The sequence below is a fragment of the Bhargavaea cecembensis DSE10 genome (assembly GCF_000348905.1).
GTDB lineage: Bacteria > Bacillota > Bacilli > Bacillales_A > Planococcaceae > Bhargavaea > Bhargavaea cecembensis.
Window position 1 is genome coordinate 1 of record NZ_AOFT01000016.1, and the last position, 17,885, is coordinate 17,885.

General features: G+C 51.2%; 19 protein-coding genes. 16 read left to right on the forward strand and 3 right to left on the reverse strand.

Annotated elements, in window-relative coordinates:
• The 5 genes from C772_RS16895 to tsaD form a co-directional block, all read left to right on the forward strand.
• Nucleotides 1-295, forward strand: a 295-nt coding sequence (locus C772_RS16895) for a hypothetical protein (protein ID WP_235046411.1), incomplete at its 5' end; no start/stop codon positions are given.
• Nucleotides 292-744: a tRNA (adenosine(37)-N6)-threonylcarbamoyltransferase complex ATPase subunit type 1 TsaE gene (gene tsaE, locus C772_RS12860; protein ID WP_008300599.1), complete on the forward strand. Its 453-nt coding sequence runs from the start codon at nt 292-294 to the stop codon at nt 742-744. The genes C772_RS16895 and tsaE, both read left to right, overlap by 4 nt.
• Entirely contained in the window at nt 741-1,448 is a 708-nt protein-coding gene (tsaB, locus tag C772_RS12865) for a tRNA (adenosine(37)-N6)-threonylcarbamoyltransferase complex dimerization subunit type 1 TsaB (RefSeq protein WP_008300600.1), read from the forward strand. Before tsaE ends, tsaB begins: the two co-directional genes overlap by 4 nt.
• On the forward strand, nt 1,445-1,918 hold the full coding sequence (gene rimI, locus C772_RS12870; protein ID WP_008300601.1) for a ribosomal protein S18-alanine N-acetyltransferase: 474 nt from the start codon (nt 1,445-1,447) through the stop codon (nt 1,916-1,918). Before tsaB ends, rimI begins: the two co-directional genes overlap by 4 nt.
• A complete protein-coding gene (tsaD, locus tag C772_RS12875) occupies nt 1,911-2,933 on the forward strand; it encodes a tRNA (adenosine(37)-N6)-threonylcarbamoyltransferase complex transferase subunit TsaD (RefSeq protein WP_008300602.1) in 1,023 nt (340 codons plus the stop codon). Before rimI ends, tsaD begins: the two co-directional genes overlap by 8 nt.
• 339 nt (nt 2,934-3,272) lie before the next feature.
• Here the strand turns inward: tsaD and C772_RS12880 are convergent, their stop codons facing one another.
• Complete coding sequence (locus C772_RS12880) at nt 3,273-5,210, reverse strand: ABC-F family ATP-binding cassette domain-containing protein (RefSeq protein ID WP_008300603.1); 1,938 nt, start codon at nt 5,208-5,210, stop codon at nt 3,273-3,275.
• A gap of 130 nt (nt 5,211-5,340) precedes the next feature.
• Here C772_RS12880 and C772_RS12885 point away from each other — a divergent pair, with 130 nt between their 5' ends.
• The 3 genes from C772_RS12885 to tatC all read left to right on the forward strand — a co-directional run bounded on the left by C772_RS12885 (nt 5,341) and on the right by tatC (nt 7,080).
• Nucleotides 5,341-5,997: a redox-sensing transcriptional repressor Rex gene (locus tag C772_RS12885; protein WP_008300604.1), complete on the forward strand. Its 657-nt coding sequence runs from the start codon at nt 5,341-5,343 to the stop codon at nt 5,995-5,997.
• Nucleotides 5,998-6,058: 61 nt separating this feature from the next.
• Complete coding sequence (gene tatA, locus C772_RS12890; RefSeq protein WP_008300605.1) at nt 6,059-6,250, forward strand: twin-arginine translocase TatA/TatE family subunit; 192 nt, start codon at nt 6,059-6,061, stop codon at nt 6,248-6,250.
• A 26-nt stretch (nt 6,251-6,276) separates the two neighbouring features.
• A complete protein-coding gene (gene tatC / locus C772_RS12895; protein ID WP_008300606.1) occupies nt 6,277-7,080 on the forward strand; it encodes a twin-arginine translocase subunit TatC in 804 nt (267 codons plus the stop codon).
• Between the two features lie 435 nt (nt 7,081-7,515).
• Here the strand turns inward: tatC and C772_RS12900 are convergent, their stop codons facing one another.
• Complete coding sequence (locus C772_RS12900) at nt 7,516-8,241, reverse strand: CPBP family intramembrane glutamic endopeptidase (protein WP_008300607.1); 726 nt, start codon at nt 8,239-8,241, stop codon at nt 7,516-7,518.
• 199 nt (nt 8,242-8,440) lie between these two features.
• Here C772_RS12900 and groES point away from each other — a divergent pair, with 199 nt between their 5' ends.
• The gene (gene groES / locus C772_RS12905; RefSeq protein WP_008300609.1) at nt 8,441-8,725 is read left to right on the forward strand and encodes a co-chaperone GroES; all 285 of its coding nucleotides are present in this window, start codon (nt 8,441-8,443) and stop codon (nt 8,723-8,725) included.
• Between the two features lie 58 nt (nt 8,726-8,783).
• Complete coding sequence (gene groL / locus C772_RS12910; protein WP_008300610.1) at nt 8,784-10,415, forward strand: chaperonin GroEL; 1,632 nt, start codon at nt 8,784-8,786, stop codon at nt 10,413-10,415.
• A gap of 73 nt (nt 10,416-10,488) precedes the next feature.
• Here the strand turns inward: groL and C772_RS12915 are convergent, their stop codons facing one another.
• Complete coding sequence (locus C772_RS12915) at nt 10,489-11,199, reverse strand: FadR/GntR family transcriptional regulator (RefSeq protein ID WP_008300612.1); 711 nt, start codon at nt 11,197-11,199, stop codon at nt 10,489-10,491.
• A 200-nt stretch (nt 11,200-11,399) separates the two neighbouring features.
• Here C772_RS12915 and C772_RS12920 point away from each other — a divergent pair, with 200 nt between their 5' ends.
• From C772_RS12920 to C772_RS12945, 6 genes are all read left to right on the forward strand, one after another.
• Nucleotides 11,400-12,149, forward strand: a complete 750-nt coding sequence (locus tag C772_RS12920) for an SDR family NAD(P)-dependent oxidoreductase (protein WP_008300615.1) — start codon at nt 11,400-11,402, stop codon at nt 12,147-12,149.
• 12 nt (nt 12,150-12,161) lie between these two features.
• Nucleotides 12,162-13,604 carry an aldehyde dehydrogenase family protein gene (locus tag C772_RS12925; RefSeq protein WP_008300616.1) on the forward strand — a complete coding sequence of 481 codons (1,443 nt, stop codon included), beginning with the start codon at nt 12,162-12,164 and terminating at the stop codon, nt 13,602-13,604.
• Nucleotides 13,605-13,624: 20 nt separating this feature from the next.
• Nucleotides 13,625-14,602 carry a bile acid:sodium symporter family protein gene (locus tag C772_RS12930; protein ID WP_008300618.1) on the forward strand — a complete coding sequence of 326 codons (978 nt, stop codon included), beginning with the start codon at nt 13,625-13,627 and terminating at the stop codon, nt 14,600-14,602.
• Between the two features lie 28 nt (nt 14,603-14,630).
• Entirely contained in the window at nt 14,631-15,743 is a 1,113-nt protein-coding gene (locus C772_RS12935; protein WP_008300619.1) for a tartrate dehydrogenase, read from the forward strand.
• A 189-nt stretch (nt 15,744-15,932) separates the two neighbouring features.
• Entirely contained in the window at nt 15,933-17,096 is a 1,164-nt protein-coding gene (locus C772_RS12940) for a pyridoxal-phosphate-dependent aminotransferase family protein (RefSeq protein WP_008300621.1), read from the forward strand.
• 128 nt (nt 17,097-17,224) lie between these two features.
• Nucleotides 17,225-17,656 (forward strand): SRPBCC domain-containing protein, encoded by a 432-nt coding sequence (locus tag C772_RS12945; protein WP_008300623.1) that lies wholly within the window; start codon nt 17,225-17,227, stop codon nt 17,654-17,656.
• The last annotated feature ends 229 nt before the right edge of the window (nt 17,657-17,885 follow it).

Genomic DNA, 17,885 nt, shown 5'->3' on the forward strand with positions numbered 1-17,885 from the left:
TTTTTTTATTGTCTTTAAAAAGAAGGGCGACATCGGGGATACACCAGTGAACCGTGCGATGCGATTCAGCGGTTCGTCACTTTTAGAGCACCGTTCGTCACTTTCGAGAGGTGATTCGTCACATTCAAAGCTTGATTCATCACTTTCGAGAGGCGTTTCGTCACTTTCGGAGCTTGATTCATCACTTTCAGAGGAATGTCTCCGTCCTTGCTTTGCAAAACACTACAATTTACCGCCCTTATCCTTTAAACTTGGGAAAGCAAAGGCTACAGAAGATGGAGTGACCAAAGCATGAACCATACAATCGATGTGCAGTCACCGGCGGAGACCGCCGGGCTGGCCGAAAAATTGGCTTCCCTGCTTGAGGGCGGAGAAGTGATTACGCTTGAGGGTGACCTCGGTGCGGGGAAAACCACCTTCACCCAGGCACTGGCAAAGGGTCTTGGCATCAAACGGACTGTCAGCAGCCCGACGTTCACCATCCTGAAGCAGTACGAAGGCCGACTGCCGCTGAACCATTTGGATGTATACCGTCTCGCGGACAGTGAAGAGGACCTGGGCTGGGATGAACTCTTTTACGGGGATGCGGTGAGCGTTGTGGAGTGGGCACAATATATAGAAGAAGAACTTCCGGAGGAGCGGCTGGACATCTTGATCCTCCGCCTGGATGAGAATGGCCGCCGCTTTACGTTTACGCCCAACGGCAGCCGCTATGAATCGATGATAAAGGAGCTTATGCGATGATCTGGCTCGGATTGGATACGGCAAATGCACCGCTGTCGGTGGCCCTTGTGAGGGACGGGGAACTGCTTGTCGAACTGAACTCGGCCATGGGGCTGAATCATTCGGCGGGTGCGATGCCCGCTGTGGAGCAACTGTTTAAAAGAGCGGGCATCCAGCCGGCAGACATAGATGCGATTGCTGTTTCTGAAGGCCCCGGTTCTTATACCGGTGTCCGAATCGGTGTCACGATCGCAAAGACGCTTGCATGGACGCTGGACAAGCCGCTTGTCGGCGTGTCGAGTCTGCGTGTGCTCGCCTCGAATATCTTCACCTACGGCGTCACGATCAGTCCCCTGATTGATGCGAGGAGAGGCAATGTCTATGCCGGGCTTTATCGCAGGCAGGAAGACGGGACGCTGGAATGTCTCATGGAAGACCGGCATATGGCACTGTCCGATCTTCTCGGCAGATTAAAGAAAGAAGGAAATCCGGTCGTGTTCGTCGGTGAAGGGGCAAGAAAGAATGAAGAAGCCCTTAAAGAGGCGCTCGGCGAGCTTGGCCGTCGCGCGCACTTTACCCAGGATCTTCCCCGTGCTGCTCTTCTCATCACAGAAGCGCAGCATGCCGAGCACGATGCTGTCCATGCATTTGCACCGGAATACCGCCGCATCACCGAGGCCGAGGCCAACTGGCGGAAGGCAAACGGGGAGGCACGGGAAAAATGAGCGGGGAGAACACACCGGTCATTGCGTTCCGGCCGATGCAGATCGCGGATGTGCCGGCGGTCTACCGGGTGGAAACGGACGCGTTCAGTTCTCCATGGACGATGGAAGCTTTTGAACAGGAAATGCTGACGAACGAGTATGCGTACTACCTGCTTGCCCAGGACGGGGAAGAGATCATCGGCTACTGCGGTGCATGGCTCATCCTGGACGAGTGCCATATCACGAATGTTGCGGTCCTGTCCGCTTACCGGGGACACGGGATCGGCGAGGCCCTCATGCGTGAAATGATGCGGCGGACAGCCAGGAAAGGTGCTGCCACGATGACGCTCGAGGTCCGGGTATCCAACGATCCGGCACTCGGCCTCTACCGGAAACTGGGGTTTAAGGACGGCGGCATCCGCCGCGGGTATTATACAGACAACGGCGAGGATGCCCTTGTCATGTGGACGGAGCTGAATGAAGATGAATGACATCCATATCCTCGGCATCGAAACAAGCTGCGACGAGACGGCGGCCTCGGTCGTGAAAAACGGCCGCGAGATCCTGTCGAATGTTGTCGCTTCCCAGATCGAGAGCCAGAAAAAATTTGGCGGGGTCGTGCCGGAGGTGGCGTCCCGTCTTCACGTCGAGCAGATTACGCTCGTGATTGAAGAAGCGATGGAGCAGGCGGGTCTTCAGCCGGAAGATCTGGATGCCGTTGCCGTGACGGAAGGGCCGGGCCTTGTAGGCGCGCTTCTGATCGGCGTCAATGCCGCCAAGGCGTTTGCATTTGCCAACGGGCTGCCGCTTATCGGTGTCCATCATATCGCCGGCCATGTATATGCCAACCGGCTGGACGGCGGAATGGAGTTCCCGCTGGTCGCGCTGATCATTTCCGGAGGCCATACAGAGCTTGTTTATATGGAGCGTGACGGCAGCTTTGAACTGATTGGCGAGACACGGGATGACGCGGCCGGTGAGGCGTACGACAAGGTCGCCCGAGTGCTTGGCCTGCCTTATCCGGGCGGCCCGCATATCGACCGGCTTGCCCATGAAGCGGATGATGCCGTCGAGTTCCCCCGTGCACGTCTAGAAGAAGGTTCGTACGACTTCAGTTTCAGCGGACTCAAGTCGGCGGTCATCAACCACGTCCACAATGTCCGACAGAAAGGGCAGGAAGTGGACACAGCGAGTGTGGCTGCCGGCTTCCAGGAAAGTGTCATCGATGTCGTCGTCGAAAAAACGGTACGGGCGGCAAAAGAAAAGGGCGTCCGCCAAGTGATCGCAGCCGGCGGGGTGTCTGCCAACAAAGGCCTTCGCGCTGCATTGGGCAAGGCACTGGAGAAGGAGGGCATCCGCTTCTCCGTGCCTCCGCTCAATCTGTGCACCGACAACGCCGCAATGATCGCCGCAGCCGGCACCTCCATGTATGAAGCGGACATCCGCAGCGACATGGCACTGAACGGCCGGCCCGGGATGGAACTGCTGTCCTGGTCGATGAAATAAACAGGAAAAGAAGGAGAATCCGGCCCGACCGGATTCTCCTTTTTTCGTCATCATGCGACATGTTCTGTCAAGGGGGAACGTCTGTACTTATGCACAAATGTTGATAATTTGTGGATAAGCGGTGGATTTCACCCCCAGTTATCCGCTCATTTTCACAATGCAGTGTGTAAAACTCTGAATGATGTTGTGGACAAAGTGGATAACTTTGTGAATATCCCGTAATACGGGGATTTCTCCTGTTTATAAATCTGTGGAAATTCCGAGAGATTTGCTGAAAATAATAAACTGCCGCTAGAGCAGATCGCGGCAGTTTCCTTCATCATTTCCGGCATGTGGTGTTTATTCTTCATCCAGTTCTGTCTGGAGCTCGAGCCAGCGTTCCATGCAGGCTTCGTGAAGGACGGATTTCCCGTCCAGCTGTTCCTGGATTTCCTGAAGCTTCACGTGGTCATCCGCATGTTCCGGCAGATTCAGCTCTTGTTCCAGGCGCTTCATATCCGCTTCAAGGGATGCCATTTCCTTCTCGGCTTCAGCGAGCGCACGGCGGATGCGGCGTTCTTCGCGCTGCGCCTCCCTGTCGAGGGGCGCATTCGCACTTTTGGCAGGAGCCGCTTGACGGCCCGCCTGCTGCTCTGCGGCGATCTCTGCCAGCAGCTCTTCCTGCTCACGCGTTTTCTCGACATAGTAATCATAGTCGCCCAGGAATTCTTCCGCGCCTTCAGCGGAAAGTTCGATGACCTTTGTCGCGATCCGGTTGATGAAATACCGGTCATGGGAGACAAAGAGGAGCGTGCCGGGATAGTCAAGCAGCGCATTCTCGAGAACTTCCTTGCTGTCGAGGTCCAGGTGGTTCGTCGGCTCGTCAAGGACGAGTGTGTTTGCTTTCTCGAGAACCAGTTTGGCAAGTGCCAGGCGTGCCTTCTCACCGCCCGAGAGCGTATTGACAGGTTTCGTCACGTCGTCACCGGTGAAGAGGAAGCGTCCCAGCAGGGTGCGGATATCTTTTTCATTCATGTTCGGCCAGTCGTTCCAGATCTCCTCGAGGACGGTGCCGTTCCCGGTAAGCTCTGCCTGCTCCTGATCGTAGAAGCCGAACTCCACATTCGTGCCGAGGTCAATTGAGCCGGCAAGCTTGGGGAGCCTGCCGGTCAGCGTCTTCAGAAGCGTCGACTTGCCGACGCCGTTCGGACCGATAAATGCGATCCGGTCTTCCCGGTAGACGCGGAAATCAAGCTGCCGGGAGACGGCTTCATCCCTGTAGCCGATGGACAGATCCCGGACGGACATGACATCATTGCCGCTTTTCCTGCCGATGCCGAACGTGAACGCCGCAGATTTTTCATTGCCCTCCGGTGCTTCCATCCAATCGGTCTTTTCCAGCACCTTCCGCCGGCTCTGTGCCATTTTCGTCGTGGAGGCCCTGGCGATGTTTTTCTGGATGAACACTTCAAGCTTCGCTTTTTCATCCATCTGCTTTTCATACATCTTCCGGTCACGCTCGTAGTTTTTCGCCTTCTGGTCGAGATAGGCACTGTAATTGCCGGTGTACTTCGTCACTTTCCGGCGGGACACCTCATAGACGATTGTCACGACCTGATCGAGGAAATATCGGTCATGGGAGACGATGAGAATGGCGCCCTCATAGCCCTGCAGGTATTTCTCCAGCCAGCTGAGCGTTTCGATGTCCAGGTGGTTGGTCGGCTCATCGAGGATAAGAAGGCCGGGCTTCGACAGCAGGAGCCTGGCAAGCGCGAGCCGTGTCCGCTGGCCCCCGGACAGGGTCCGGATCTCTTTGCCATAGTCCTCGGGGTAAAAACGCATGCCATGCAGGACGGAGCGGGTCTCGGATTCATACTGGTAGCCGCCGACCTCGCCAAAGCGGTGCTGGAGCGCGTCGTAGGCGTCCATCACTTTCTTATAATCGGCCTCATTGCCGTAGACTGACGGATCGGCCATTTTCTGTTCAAGCGAGCGGAGCTCCCTTTCCATCGCAAAAAGGGGCCCGAACACGGTCATCATTTCTTCCCATATCGTGCGTTCCGAATCGAGTCCGCTGTGCTGATCAAGATAGCCGATCCGGACGTCTTTCGGGATGATGATGTCGCCCTCATCCCGGCCCATCTCACCGGTAATGATTTTGAGAAGCGTCGATTTGCCGGCACCGTTGCGGCCGACGAGGGCCACACGGTCACGGTGCTGCACTTCCAATTTAACGCCGGAGAGGATCTCCTCCCCGGCGAATGATTTCGTCACGTTGTTCACTTGAAGGACGATCATAGTCTACACCCCTATTCTTCTACAGTTTAATGGATAGGGGGAAGCCGCGCAACGGCGCGACTTTACAGGATTGGCGGGCTCATGTAAGATGGTAACGGCTCACGCACGGACGGTTTTGATGGAGGCTATCATGAAAGAAGAAACTCAACGGGTCCCGCAGGCGACCTCAAAGCGTCTGCCGCTTTATTACCGGTTTATCCAGAAGCTTGCCAACGAAGGGAAGGAGCGGATCTCCTCCCAGGAGCTGAGCGAGGCGATGAAGATCGACTCGGCCACAATCCGGAGGGATTTCTCCTATTTCGGCGCGCTCGGGAAGAAGGGCTACGGATATGACGTCCGGCGCCTGCTTGAATTTTTCCGAAAGACGCTGGACCAGGACGAGGCCGTCAATCTCGCGCTGGTCGGCGTCGGGAGCCTCGGCAATGCATTTATGAAATATAATTTTGAGAAAAACCATAACACCCGGATTGTTGTGGCGTTTGATCCCAATGCGGCCGAGGAAGGGACGATGTCAAACGGCATCCCGATCTTCCGGCCGGAGCTGCTGGAGGAAAAGTTGCCGGACTTCGGTGTCCAGATGGCCGTCCTCACTGTACCGGCACGCGCCGCACAGGACATGACGGACCGTCTGGCGGCGCTTGGCGTCAAGGGCATCCTGAACTTCGCCCCGGTCCGGCTGAACGTTCCGGAAGGAGTCCGTGTCCACTCGATCGACTTGTCCATCGAGATGCAGGCGCTGATCTATGCCATCCGGAATGACGAAAAGAATTCACAAACGTCCATTTGATTAAATGGAGTTTCCTGTTTATATGGTGTAGAATTAAACTATTAACAAGGGAGGTGCCGTCATGTCACCAGGTCCATTGAGTCTGATCATCATCGCTATCGTCGCACTCATCATCTTCGGGCCGAAAAAGCTTCCTGAGTTCGGTAAGGCGATCGGTTCTTCGCTCCGCGAATTCAAGAACGCCACCAAAGGCCTTGTGGACGACGACGAAGACAGCACGAAGAAAGCTGCCGACCAGAAAGACGCCAAGTGATGGCGCCCCGATAGGACGTTATCGTTATGAATGAAAAGCAACTTTCGATTATTGAGCATATAGAAGAATTGAGAAAACGGCTGATGATCATCGTCGTTTTCTTCTTGTTTGCACTGGTGGCAGGGTTTTTCCTCGGGCCGCCGGTGATCCAGTTCCTGCAGAACAGCGACGAGGCGGAGCAGTTCACGCTGAACGCCTTTAACGTGGCCGACCCGATGATCATCTATCTGAAGGTGATCGTGTTTGTCGGGTTCGTGCTTGTCTCGCCGGTCATCCTGTACCAGCTCTGGGCATTTATCGCACCGGGACTTTCCCCGACGGAGCGGCGGGTGACGCTCAGTTATATCCCATACGCCTTCCTGCTGTTCCTTGCGGGAATCAGCTTCTCGTATTTCATCCTGTTTCCGTATGTCATTTCATTTATGACGAGCCTGTCGGATACACTGGAGATCCAGCAGACAATCGGGATCAACGAATACTTTAATTTCCTGTTCCAGATCACGGTTCCGTTTGGGGTTGTCTTCCAGTTGCCGGTTGTGTTGCTGTTTCTGTCACGGCTCGGCATCCTGAACCCGGAAGTCCTCGTGAAGTTCCGGAAGTACAGCTATTTTGTGCTCTTCGTCATTGCGGCCTTTATCACGCCGCCGGATCTGTTCTCTCACCTGTTCACGACAGTGCCGCTCATCATCCTGTATGAGATCAGTGTCAGCATCTCGCGCGTCGGCTACAAGAAGTATCTGAAAGCCGAGGAAAAGCGCCAGGAGGAAGAAAGGGAAGCGGAGCGGGAGCGCATTCTCAAAGAACAGCAAGAACGCCTCAATGCGGAATGACTGCACGAGGCGTTTTTTGTATATATAGAAATTACCGGATTAGGCTGCGAGCGGCAGGGCCCGCATACTACGAATTGAGGGACCATAATCCGGAATGTTGATCCATCCTCAGACAACTCGATTCTTAGTACGAAATTATGTCTCATACTCCAAATGCGTGCTCCATATTCCGAAATCCTCACTCATACTGCGAAACGGCTTTTCTTATTCCGAATTCACGCTCCATACTACGAAACTGTCCTCCACAGTCCGTTTCATTCGGAAATATCAAGTGTGCTGACCGCCGCTGTTAAGCGTCGAAAAGCACTCGACGGACAAATGAGGGCACTCGTACACCGATTGAGAGCACTCGCGCCAAACAGGAAAGCACTCAGCTGCCGCGGTGCCATCAAATCAAAAGCCGCATTCCCAAATCGGGATTGCGGCTTTTTTGCATTACTGCATATTCGCGATGCGTTCCATCTGGTCGATGAACTCCTGGATCTTGTCGAGGTTCAGCTGGACCGCCATGACAAATCCGTTCAGCAGCATATGCGCGATGATCGATGTGATCAGACGCTTCGTCACATGGTAGAGAAATGCGAAGATGAAGCCGGATGCTGCATAAAGCAGGATATGGGTGAAATCCATATGGACGGCCGCAAACACGAGCGAGCTGACTGCCGCTGCGACAAAGAAGTTCGTCCTGTCGACGAGTCCGCCGAAAATGATCCGGCGGAAGATGAACTCCTCCAGGATCGGGGCGAACAGCACGACTGCGACAATGGCGACAGGCGCCATATCGGCGACGGAAACGAGGGCGGCCGTATTATCGGATCCCGGCTCGATGCCGAGCTGCTGCTCGATCATGCCGGCGGCACCCTGGCCGAACAGCACCATGAAGAAGCCGGCGATGCCGAGGACGATCGCTACCCACAGGGGGGACCGTTTGCCTTTTGGCGTCCTGAAATAATGCTTGTCCTTATTAGAGAGGATCAGTGCTGCAATGGTGGTGATGCCGAATGCGATGAACATCCACCAGCCGGAAGCGGCAAGATAGGCCTCCTGCGGGGTACGGCCTTCAGATACGAACGGAATCACGATCGGCAATCCGACTACAGCGGACAGCTGCGCGATGATGTAGATGATGAAAATCCATAGGGAAGTGTTTGATTTTTTCACGTGGAGAATCCTTTCCTGAAGCTCTGCCTTCTCTCCCGATTGTAGAGGGTATGGAGGGAAAGTTCAAAGCGGAAACTTTTTGGCTTTCCACTTGCAAAATGGAAGGGGATTCATTATGATAATAACTGTGTTAGCACTCCCTAACATCGAGTGCTAACAAACGACAAATAACGACATCAGATTGAGGAGGGTGTTTCACGTGTTGAAACCACTGGGCGATCGAATCATCATCGAATTGATCGAAGCTGAAGAAACGACTTCGAGCGGAATCGTACTTCCTGACTCCGCTAAGGAAAAGCCTCAGGAAGGCAAGGTCATCGCAGTCGGCACCGGCCGTTACCTCGACAACGGCACGAAAGTCGAGCTCGAAGTAAAAGAAGGCGACACGATCATCTTCTCAAAATATGCCGGAACTGAAGTGAAATACGGCGGGGAAGAATACCTCATTCTCCGTGAAAACGACGTACTGGCCATCCTCGGCTAAGCCGGGCTTGGATGACACTCTTTAATAAACAAGAACGATTTCAGGAGGGACTTATCTGATGGCAAAGGAAATCAAATTCAACGAAGATGCACGCAGCCTGATGCTCAAAGGCGTCGACAAACTGGCTGACGCAGTTAAAGTTACACTCGGGCCTAAAGGCCGCAACGTGGTACTCGAAAAGAAATTCGGCTCGCCGCTGATCACAAACGACGGCGTGACGATTGCAAAAGAGATCGAACTCGAAGATCCGTATGAAAACATGGGTGCGAAGCTCGTCTCCGAAGTTGCTTCGAAGACGAACGACATCGCAGGTGACGGTACGACAACAGCTACGGTCCTCGCTCAGGCGATGATCCGTGAAGGCCTCAAGAACGTTACGGCCGGCGCAAACCCTGTCGGCATCCGCAAAGGGATCGAAAAAGCGGTTGAGACGGCTGTTGTGGAACTTAAGAATATCTCCACAGAAATTGAAGGCAAGGAATCGATCGCACAAGTTGCAGCGATTTCTTCCGGTGACGATGAAGTCGGCGAACTGATCGCTGAAGCGATGGAGCGCGTCGGCAACGACGGCGTCATCACCATCGAAGAATCCAAAGGCTTCACGACTGAACTCGATGTTGTTGAAGGGATGCAGTTCGACCGCGGTTACGCGTCCCCTTACATGATTTCCGACTCCGACAAGATGGAAGCGGTTCTCGAGAACCCGTACATCCTCATCACGGACAAGAAGATCTCGAACATCCAGGAAATCCTGCCTGTGCTTGAGCAGGTTGTCCAGCAGGGCAAACCGCTTCTCCTCATCTCCGAAGATGTGGAAGGCGAGGCACTCGCGACACTCGTCGTCAACAAGCTCCGCGGCACGTTCAACGCAGTCGCAGTCAAGGCGCCTGGCTTCGGCGACCGCCGCAAGGCCATGCTCGAAGACATCGCGATCCTCACTGGCGGCCAGGTGATCACGGAAGACCTCGGCCTCGACCTGAAGTCGGCTGACGTGACCCAGCTGGGCCGCGCGGCGAAAGTCGTCGTCACAAAAGACAACACGACAATCGTCGAGGGCGCAGGCGAAGCTGCGAACATCGAAGCGCGCGTGAACCAGATCCGTTCACAGCTTGAAGAAACCACTTCCGAGTTCGACAAGGAAAAGCTTCAGGAGCGCCTTGCGAAGCTCGCAGGCGGCGTAGCCGTCATCAAGGTCGGCGCAGCTACCGAAACCGAGCTGAAAGAGCGCAAGCTCCGCATCGAAGACGCCCTGAACGCGACACGCGCAGCGGTCGAGGAAGGCATCGTCTCCGGCGGCGGTACGGCACTCGTCAACGTCTACAACAAAGTGGGCGAGCTCCAGGAAGGCGTTGAAGGCGACGTGGCAACAGGCGTCAAGATCGTGCTCCGCGCGCTTGAAGAGCCGGTACGCCAGATCGCGAACAATGCGGGCCTCGAAGGCTCCATCGTCGTTGACCGCCTGAAGCGCGAAGAAGTCGGCATCGGCTTCAACGCAGCAGACGGCACATGGGTCAACATGACCGATGCAGGCATCGTGGACCCGACAAAGGTGACGCGTTCCGCACTCCAGAACGCTGCATCCGTCGCAGCTCTCTTCCTCACAACGGAAGCAGTTGTTGCAGATATTCCGGAACCGCCAGCAGCAGGCGGCGGCATGCCTGACATGGGCGGCATGGGCGGCATGATGTAATCTCGTCCTCTTAGAAAAGGTCTCTCATCAGTTTACTAAACTGGTGAGAGGCCTTTTTTGTTGCTTAAAGGGATTAATCATTTACTTCTGCTTCTTCCAACCAAGTTCGGTTATTGAAAATCATTTTATTGATCTGCTCTTCATTGACCGCTGCGTCTTTTTGGCGGAGGAGATCAAGGTACGCCCGGTGTGTTTGAAGTGTCCATTCAATCGTATCCGCTTGTTTTGATTGAATCATTTTAGGCTTATATAACTCATAGATTGTTTTTCCGATCTCGATGACGAAGTCATTTTCCGTTGCTTCAAGTGCGGCATAATGGAATTCCAAGTCAATATCAGCAAGCTCCTCTGAGCTTAAATCGGGCTTCATCCGCCGAGTTTGACTCTGGTAGACCTCTTCAATCTTTTTAGTTTTTTCCGGGGACCCGTTCGTACGGATCATATTGATCAGCAGGATCTCGAAATGCTGACGGAACTCAATTAATTTTTCCGTACGGTTGCTATGCATAATTAAACTGAAAATCAGCGGGTTCAAAGAAAAGTGAGAAGGATTGTTCGTAATAAACATGCCCTCGCCACGTTTAATCTGAATGACTCCAATGGATTCCAAAACTTTAATCGCTTCACGTACCGGCGTTCTGCTGACCCCCAGTTGTTCAACCAATTCTTTTTCAGTGGGCAGCTTATCCCCGTTCTTCAAAGTGCCGTCCAGCAGCTTATCTTTAATCAGGGAAACAATTTCAGTTGATTTTTTGCTGGAAGTACTTAGTTTCTCAAATTGCATCTAGATTCCCTCCATTTTACAAATCTATTTTATGATCCATTGCAATTAAATTCATTTAGACAAGTGGAATAATTTTATATTTACAAAGTTTTAGCAAGATGTTACTATTCAGCTTAATACATACTATGTATGATGTACTACTACTTTTTTATCTTTTATTATCAAAATCTTTGTTCTTTTTATTATGGGAGGGTATTCATTTGAGTCAGCTTACCTCAAAAGTGATTGCAGTTACCGGAGCGGGCGGAGGAATGGGACAGCAGGTTGTTAAAGACCTGCTTAGAAATGGGGCCACTGTCGTGGGCCTGGATATTAACACCGAAGCCTTATCGTCAATAGAAGATAAAAATCTCCGTTCGAAAAACATCGATCTATTGGATGAAGCCAGTATCGTCAATGTATTTAAAGAGATCTATGAAGAATTTGGACGCTTGGATGGTCTGGTGAATATCGCCGGAATTGCACAGGCAGCAAAATCGATTACAAATGTTGAAGTCTCCGAGTGGCATAAGCTGATGGATATCAATGCTACAGCTGTTTTTCTGACGAGCCGGGAGGCTGTCAGATACATGAAGGAAAAGAATCAAGGTTCGATTGTCAATGTAGGGTCGGTTTCCGTTACAAGGCCGCGCCCGGGGCTGCAAAGTTATGTAGCGTCTAAGGGAGCGGTCGAAGCATTTACTAAAGCACTCGCTCTCGAAACGGCTCCGTTTAATATTAGGGCGAATGTGGTTCACCCCGGTCCGGCGGATACGAACATGTTGGGCAAATTCTCAGCACAGGAAAATGAGAAAATCGAAATGAATAAAGATGTTTTTGCTAAGAGTGTACCACTCGGCAGATTGATCGAGCCAAGTGACATCGCGCCTACGGTCATCCATTTGTTAAGTGATGGCGCCCGGATGATCACAGGTTCCGTTATTCATGTGGACGGCGGAAGAAGCATTTAAGGAGAGAAAAAAATGAAGACAATCAAGATGTTGATCAATGGAGAATGGACAGGCAATGAAACAGATGAATGGATTGATATTATCAATCCTGCAACAGGGGAAGGATCCGCACAAATTGTGCGAGGGAACAAGTCACATGCCGATATGGCGGTAACAGCGGCAAAAAAAGCATTGGCCAGCCCGGAATGGAAGGCATTCAAGCCTTACGAGCGGGGACAATTGCTTACAGAAACCGCAAGATACATAAGGGAACATGCACAACAATTAGCAGCACTGGAATCTGAAGATACAGGAAAGCCCATGAAACAGGCGGAAGCCGATGTGGAAGCCGCTGCACGTTATTTTGAATTTTATGGCGGCATAGCAGACAAGGTGTTCGGCGACACGATCCCGATTGAGCAAGATCTGATGAATATGACGGTGATCGAACCGATCGGCGTAACCCTGCATATCATCCCGTGGAATTACCCGATCCAGATTACTTCCCGGAGTGTGGCGGCAGCGATTGCGACCGGAAATGTCGTCATTGTCAAAAGTTCGGAAGATACGCCGCTGACCACCAACTTTTTGGCAGAGTGGTTCCAAGATAAACTGCCAAAAGGTGTATTCCAGCATGTGACAGGATACGGTCAGGAGATCGGTTCCGCTTTAAGTTCCCATCCGGGTGTCAACCAGATCACGTTTACCGGTTCAGTTCCGACAGGGATCCATGTCATGAAATCAGCGGCAGAAAATGTCGTGCCGGTTACATTGGAGCTGGGAGGAAAGTCGCCGAACGTCGTATTTAAGGACGCTGACCTGAAGCGGGCAGTCCCGGCGATCGTAAATTCCATTGTTCAAAATGCCGGACAGACTTGTTCCGCGGGATCCCGATTATTAGTAGAGGAATCCATTGCTGATGAATTACTGAGTCTGCTTCAGGATTCATTCAAGGAACTGACTGTAGGACCGCCTGAAAGCGGGGCGGACGTTGGCCCGATCATTAATAAAAAGCAATATGAGCGAATCTCTTCGATTCTTAAAAAAGTTAAGGAAGAAGCGAACGTTCTTGTCGGCGGGGAATCGGTACAGGTCGAAGGGTTCGAAAATGGATACTACATTCAGCCGACCATTGTAGAGGCAGCCGATCACGATGCTTTCTTCGTCCAGGAAGAAATCTTTGGCCCGGTCCTGAGTGTCGTCCGTTTCCGAACGGTCGAAGAAGCCATTGAACTGGCAAATGCAACAGAATACGGACTGGTAGCCGGCGTTTGGAGCAAGGATATCGATGTCGCGAATTATGTGGCTTCCCGGATCGAGAGCGGGCAAGTATTCATCAACAGTTATGGAGCTGCAGGAGGCGTGCAGATGCCATTTGGCGGTTATAAAAAGAGCGGAATCGGCAGAGAGAAAAGTCATTTGGCGGTTCAGAACTATATTCAAATCAAGAATATTGCAACTAAAGTTCAGTTGTAAATCTGCAACGGAGGATCTGGATGGAGATTATAAGCAGAATCAGTGCTTGGGCCGGTAAATACTTTGCATTGATCATTATTGTTTTTTCAATTCTCGCCTTTATGCTGCCTGAATATTTTGTAGGATTCGGGTCGTACGTCACGATTTTGCTGGGTATAGTCATGTTCGGGATGGGACTGACTCTCAAAGCATCTGATTTTAAATTGGTTCTCACAAAGCCGATCCCGGTCTTAATTGGATTAGCAGCACAATTTATCATTATGCCGACAACCGCGTTCCTGATTGCCTATCTTTTAAAGCTCCCGGCAGAAATAGCGGCAGGATTAGTTTTACTGGGAAGTGTTCCGGGCGGTACTGCATCGAATGTCATGGTATTTCTCGCAAAAGGGAACGTGCCGCTTTCGATCACGATGACCAGTGTCTCTACCTTGCTGGCGCCTGTCATGACCCCATTGCTTCTGCTGATTTTTGCGGGTGAATGGATGCCGATTGATCCGGTGTCGATGTTTATGTCGATCTTCCAGGTCATCATCATTCCAATTTTGCTTGGGCTATTGGTAAACAGGTACTTGCCCCGTGTAACCGAACAAGGTGTATCGCTATTGCCGTTAATATCCATTCTCGCCATTACGGTTATTGTGATGGGCGTAGTCGCCGGAAATAGGGATAACATTGCCGAAGCGGGGATCCTGGTCTTTGTCTCTGTACTGCTTCATAACGCATTCGGCTTGTTATTGGGCTACTACGCAGCAAAGTTATTTAAACTGCCTGTTCAGGACCAGCGTGCAGTTTCGATTGAGACAGGTATGCAAAACTCCGGGCTGGGCGTTGCTTTGGCGTCCGTACACTTTACACCCTTGGTGGCACTGCCGAGTGCATTTGCATCAGCGTGGCAGCTGATCACCGGAACTATTCTTGCCTCCAGGTGGGGAAAGAAAAACCCTGAAAATGATCAGGAACAAGCCACTGCAGAACAGCTGATCAATTCAAGAAGTTAATATCAAAACGCAAGCAGGGGGTAAATCAATGAAGACTTATTCTGTTGCGGTGATTCCTGGAGACGGAATTGGGCCGGAAGTGATCCGAGAATCATTGAAAGTGTTGAAAACCGTTGAAGAAATCCATGGCGGTATCCGATTTACATACGATACGTTCGATTGGAACTGCGCGTATTACTTGAAGCATGGGAGAATGATGCCCGAAAATGGCTTGGAGATTCTGAAAGACTATGACGTGATTTTATTCGGAGCGGTTGGAGACCCTTCTGTTCCGGACCATATCTCTGTATGGGAACTGATCTTGCCAATCAGGCGGGAATTTCAGCAATATGTCAATCTGCGTCCAATCAAGTTGCTTCGCGGACTGGAAAGTCATTTGCGTTACAAAAACCATGAGGACCTGGACTTTATTGTTGTCCGTGAAAATACCGAAGGCGAATATTCGAGCATGGGCGGGCGGATGCACAGCAATACCCCTCATGAAATGGCTGTACAGAACAATGTCATTACCCGGTTCGGCAGTGAGCGGATTCTTCATTATGCCTATAGGCTGGCAGAACAACGGTCGAAGCAGCGGCTCACTGTTGCAACGAAATCCAATGCGATCAACCACACGATGACGTTTTGGGATGAGATTGTAAAGGAAGTGGGAGCCAATTACCCGCACATTGATACGGAACTGTATCATATTGATGCATTGGCTGCTTATTTCATCTTAAAACCTGAAACGTTCGACGTCGTGGTAGGCGGCAATTTATTCGGTGATATTTTGACTGATTTGGGTGCGGCCATGGTAGGTGGCCTGGGACTGGCCCCGTCAGGAAACATCAACCCGGAGAAAAATTATCCATCGATGTTTGAGGCCATTCATGGGTCTGCCCCGGATATTGCCGGTAAAGGCATTGCCAATCCGATCGCCCAGATTTGGAGCGTCAGCCTGATGATGGATCACCTGGGGATGCCGGAACTTGGTAAACTCATTCTGGACGGTATCGAAGAAGTGGTATCCGAAGGGGAAGTACGGACACCTGATTTGGGAGGAAACGCGGGAACCGAACGCATGGGAGACGCGATTGTTTCGAAAATCAAAGAGTTGGCTAAAAAAAAACGGTACAATAAAATGATAAAGGCTTCCCATTAGTTAAATAAAACTTTTGGGAAGCTTTTTTGGCGGGGAGGCCGGCCAGGTAATTTTCATTGCTGGCGGGCCGCTTTTTCAATCATTTGACCTTGAAAAGTCGCAATCCATCTGTTTTTTACTTTTTAGATTAAGGTTATGCTAGGGTTAAAGAAGTGAAAAGTAAAGCTTTTCTAAAAAGGGGAGAAAAACATGTATCCAAACATACTCAGACATCCGGGACCGACGCCCATACCGAAAAAAGTAGAATTGGCAATGGCACAAAACATGATCAGCCATCGTTCAGAGGAATTTGTGAAGCTTTACCGGGAAACAACGGAACGCGTGAAGCCTGTTTTCGGGACAAAGCAAGATATTCTCCTTCTGCCTTCAGGCGGGACTGCTGCAATGGAAGCCGCTGTGGTCAATATTGCTTCTCCGGGTGATGAAGTGGTTGTCGTCACGGTTGGCGCTTTTGGGGATTACTTCGTTTCGATTTGTGAGAAGTATGGACTTAAAGTACATCAGCTTCAGAAAGAGTGGGGCGAAGCCTGTACGAAAGAAGAGTTGGGTGACTTTCTAAAGCCGTTATCCAATATTAAGGCAGTTTTTGCTACGTATAATGAGACGTCGACAGGAGTCTTAAACCCCGTGGGGCAATTGGGAGAAGCAGTTCGCGAGCATTCTGACGCTCTCTACATCGTCGATGGGGTAAGCGCAATCGGGGGAGCTCCTGCTGAAATGGACGAATGGGGCATTGATATCTTAGTGACAGGTTCACAAAAAGCGATGATGCTTCCGCCAGGGCTAGCCCTTTTATCAGTCAGTGACAAAGCGTGGAAAGTGATTGAGTCGAATGGTTCTGCAGCTGCCTATTATTTAAACCTTTTAAGTTATCGGGAGTGGGCGGAAAAAGGCATGACCCCGAATACACCTGCAGTTTCTCTTATTATGGGCCTTTCAGCTGTGTGCGATTTGATTGACGAAGAAGGCGGATTTTCGAAAACCGTTGAGCGCCATGAAGTGATGAAAAATATGGTCCGAAAATCGATGAACGCACTGTCCATCGACTTGTTAACAACTGAAGAAAATGCATCACCAACAATTACGGCAATCCGTACTCCTGAAGGTCTTGATCTCGCAAGCTACATAGGTCATTTAAAGAAAACGTATCATCTCGATTTTGCCGGGGGTCTTGGCCCTCTTCAGGGGAAAATCTTCAGATTTGGGCATATGGGCTATTGTTTCCCAAGTGATATCCTTGAAGCGGTATCTCTAATGGAAGCCGGCTTACAAGACTTTTCATATCCATTTGAACCTGGAGCTGGAGTGAAAGCTGCACAAGAGGTTTACTTATCTTCGTTAAGAAAGTCATAATGGTGGCGAACCACCTCAGCTATAGCTGAGGTGGTTTTGTCTTTAGGTATTCGCATTCCTCTCTGCCCTGCAGGTGATCATCGCGATCATATTGAATAGGATTACATTTAACATGGAGGTGGGATCTTATGTACAACCTGACAAAAATAAAGATTGAAAGACCGGTGAGTGAGGTGTTTGAAGCCTTCGTCGACCCTTCAAGAATAGGGGGCTTTTGGTTCTCTTCAAGTTCTGAGCGGTGGGAAGAAGGCAAGGTCATTACACTCAGATATGACGAATATAAGGCACAAGGTGAAATTTATATCACGAAGATCGATCCAAATAAGAAAATTGAGTTTCACTGGGGGCCAAATAAAGAAGGAAATAGGGTGACGATGACCCTGAATCAACTGGGCGATTCTGAAAGCACCATCGAAATCACCGAAGAAGGCTTTAGTGAGGATGAGGAAGAGATCATAAGGGTGATGCTGGATAACAAAGAGGGATGGGTCTACATGCTGACTTGTCTGAAGGGATATTTGGAACATGGTGTTAATCTGAGGGCATCATTGCTTCATTAAGCGTCAATAGAAATAAAAAAAAGGGGCTGTCCAGAAAGTATGATTAAAGTGAATACAGCAAACGGCACGGACTCTGGTCGCTTACCGCGGGCCGGTGCCGAGCTGACGCCAATACGAAGATTGGCGTCTTCGTGCAGCGCGAAGCGTTGCGCAGCAGCGCAGAAATCTCGACAGCCCGGCTTTTCCCGCAGGACAGAAAAACCTCCTCGAATCCGCCTCGCACGAAGGA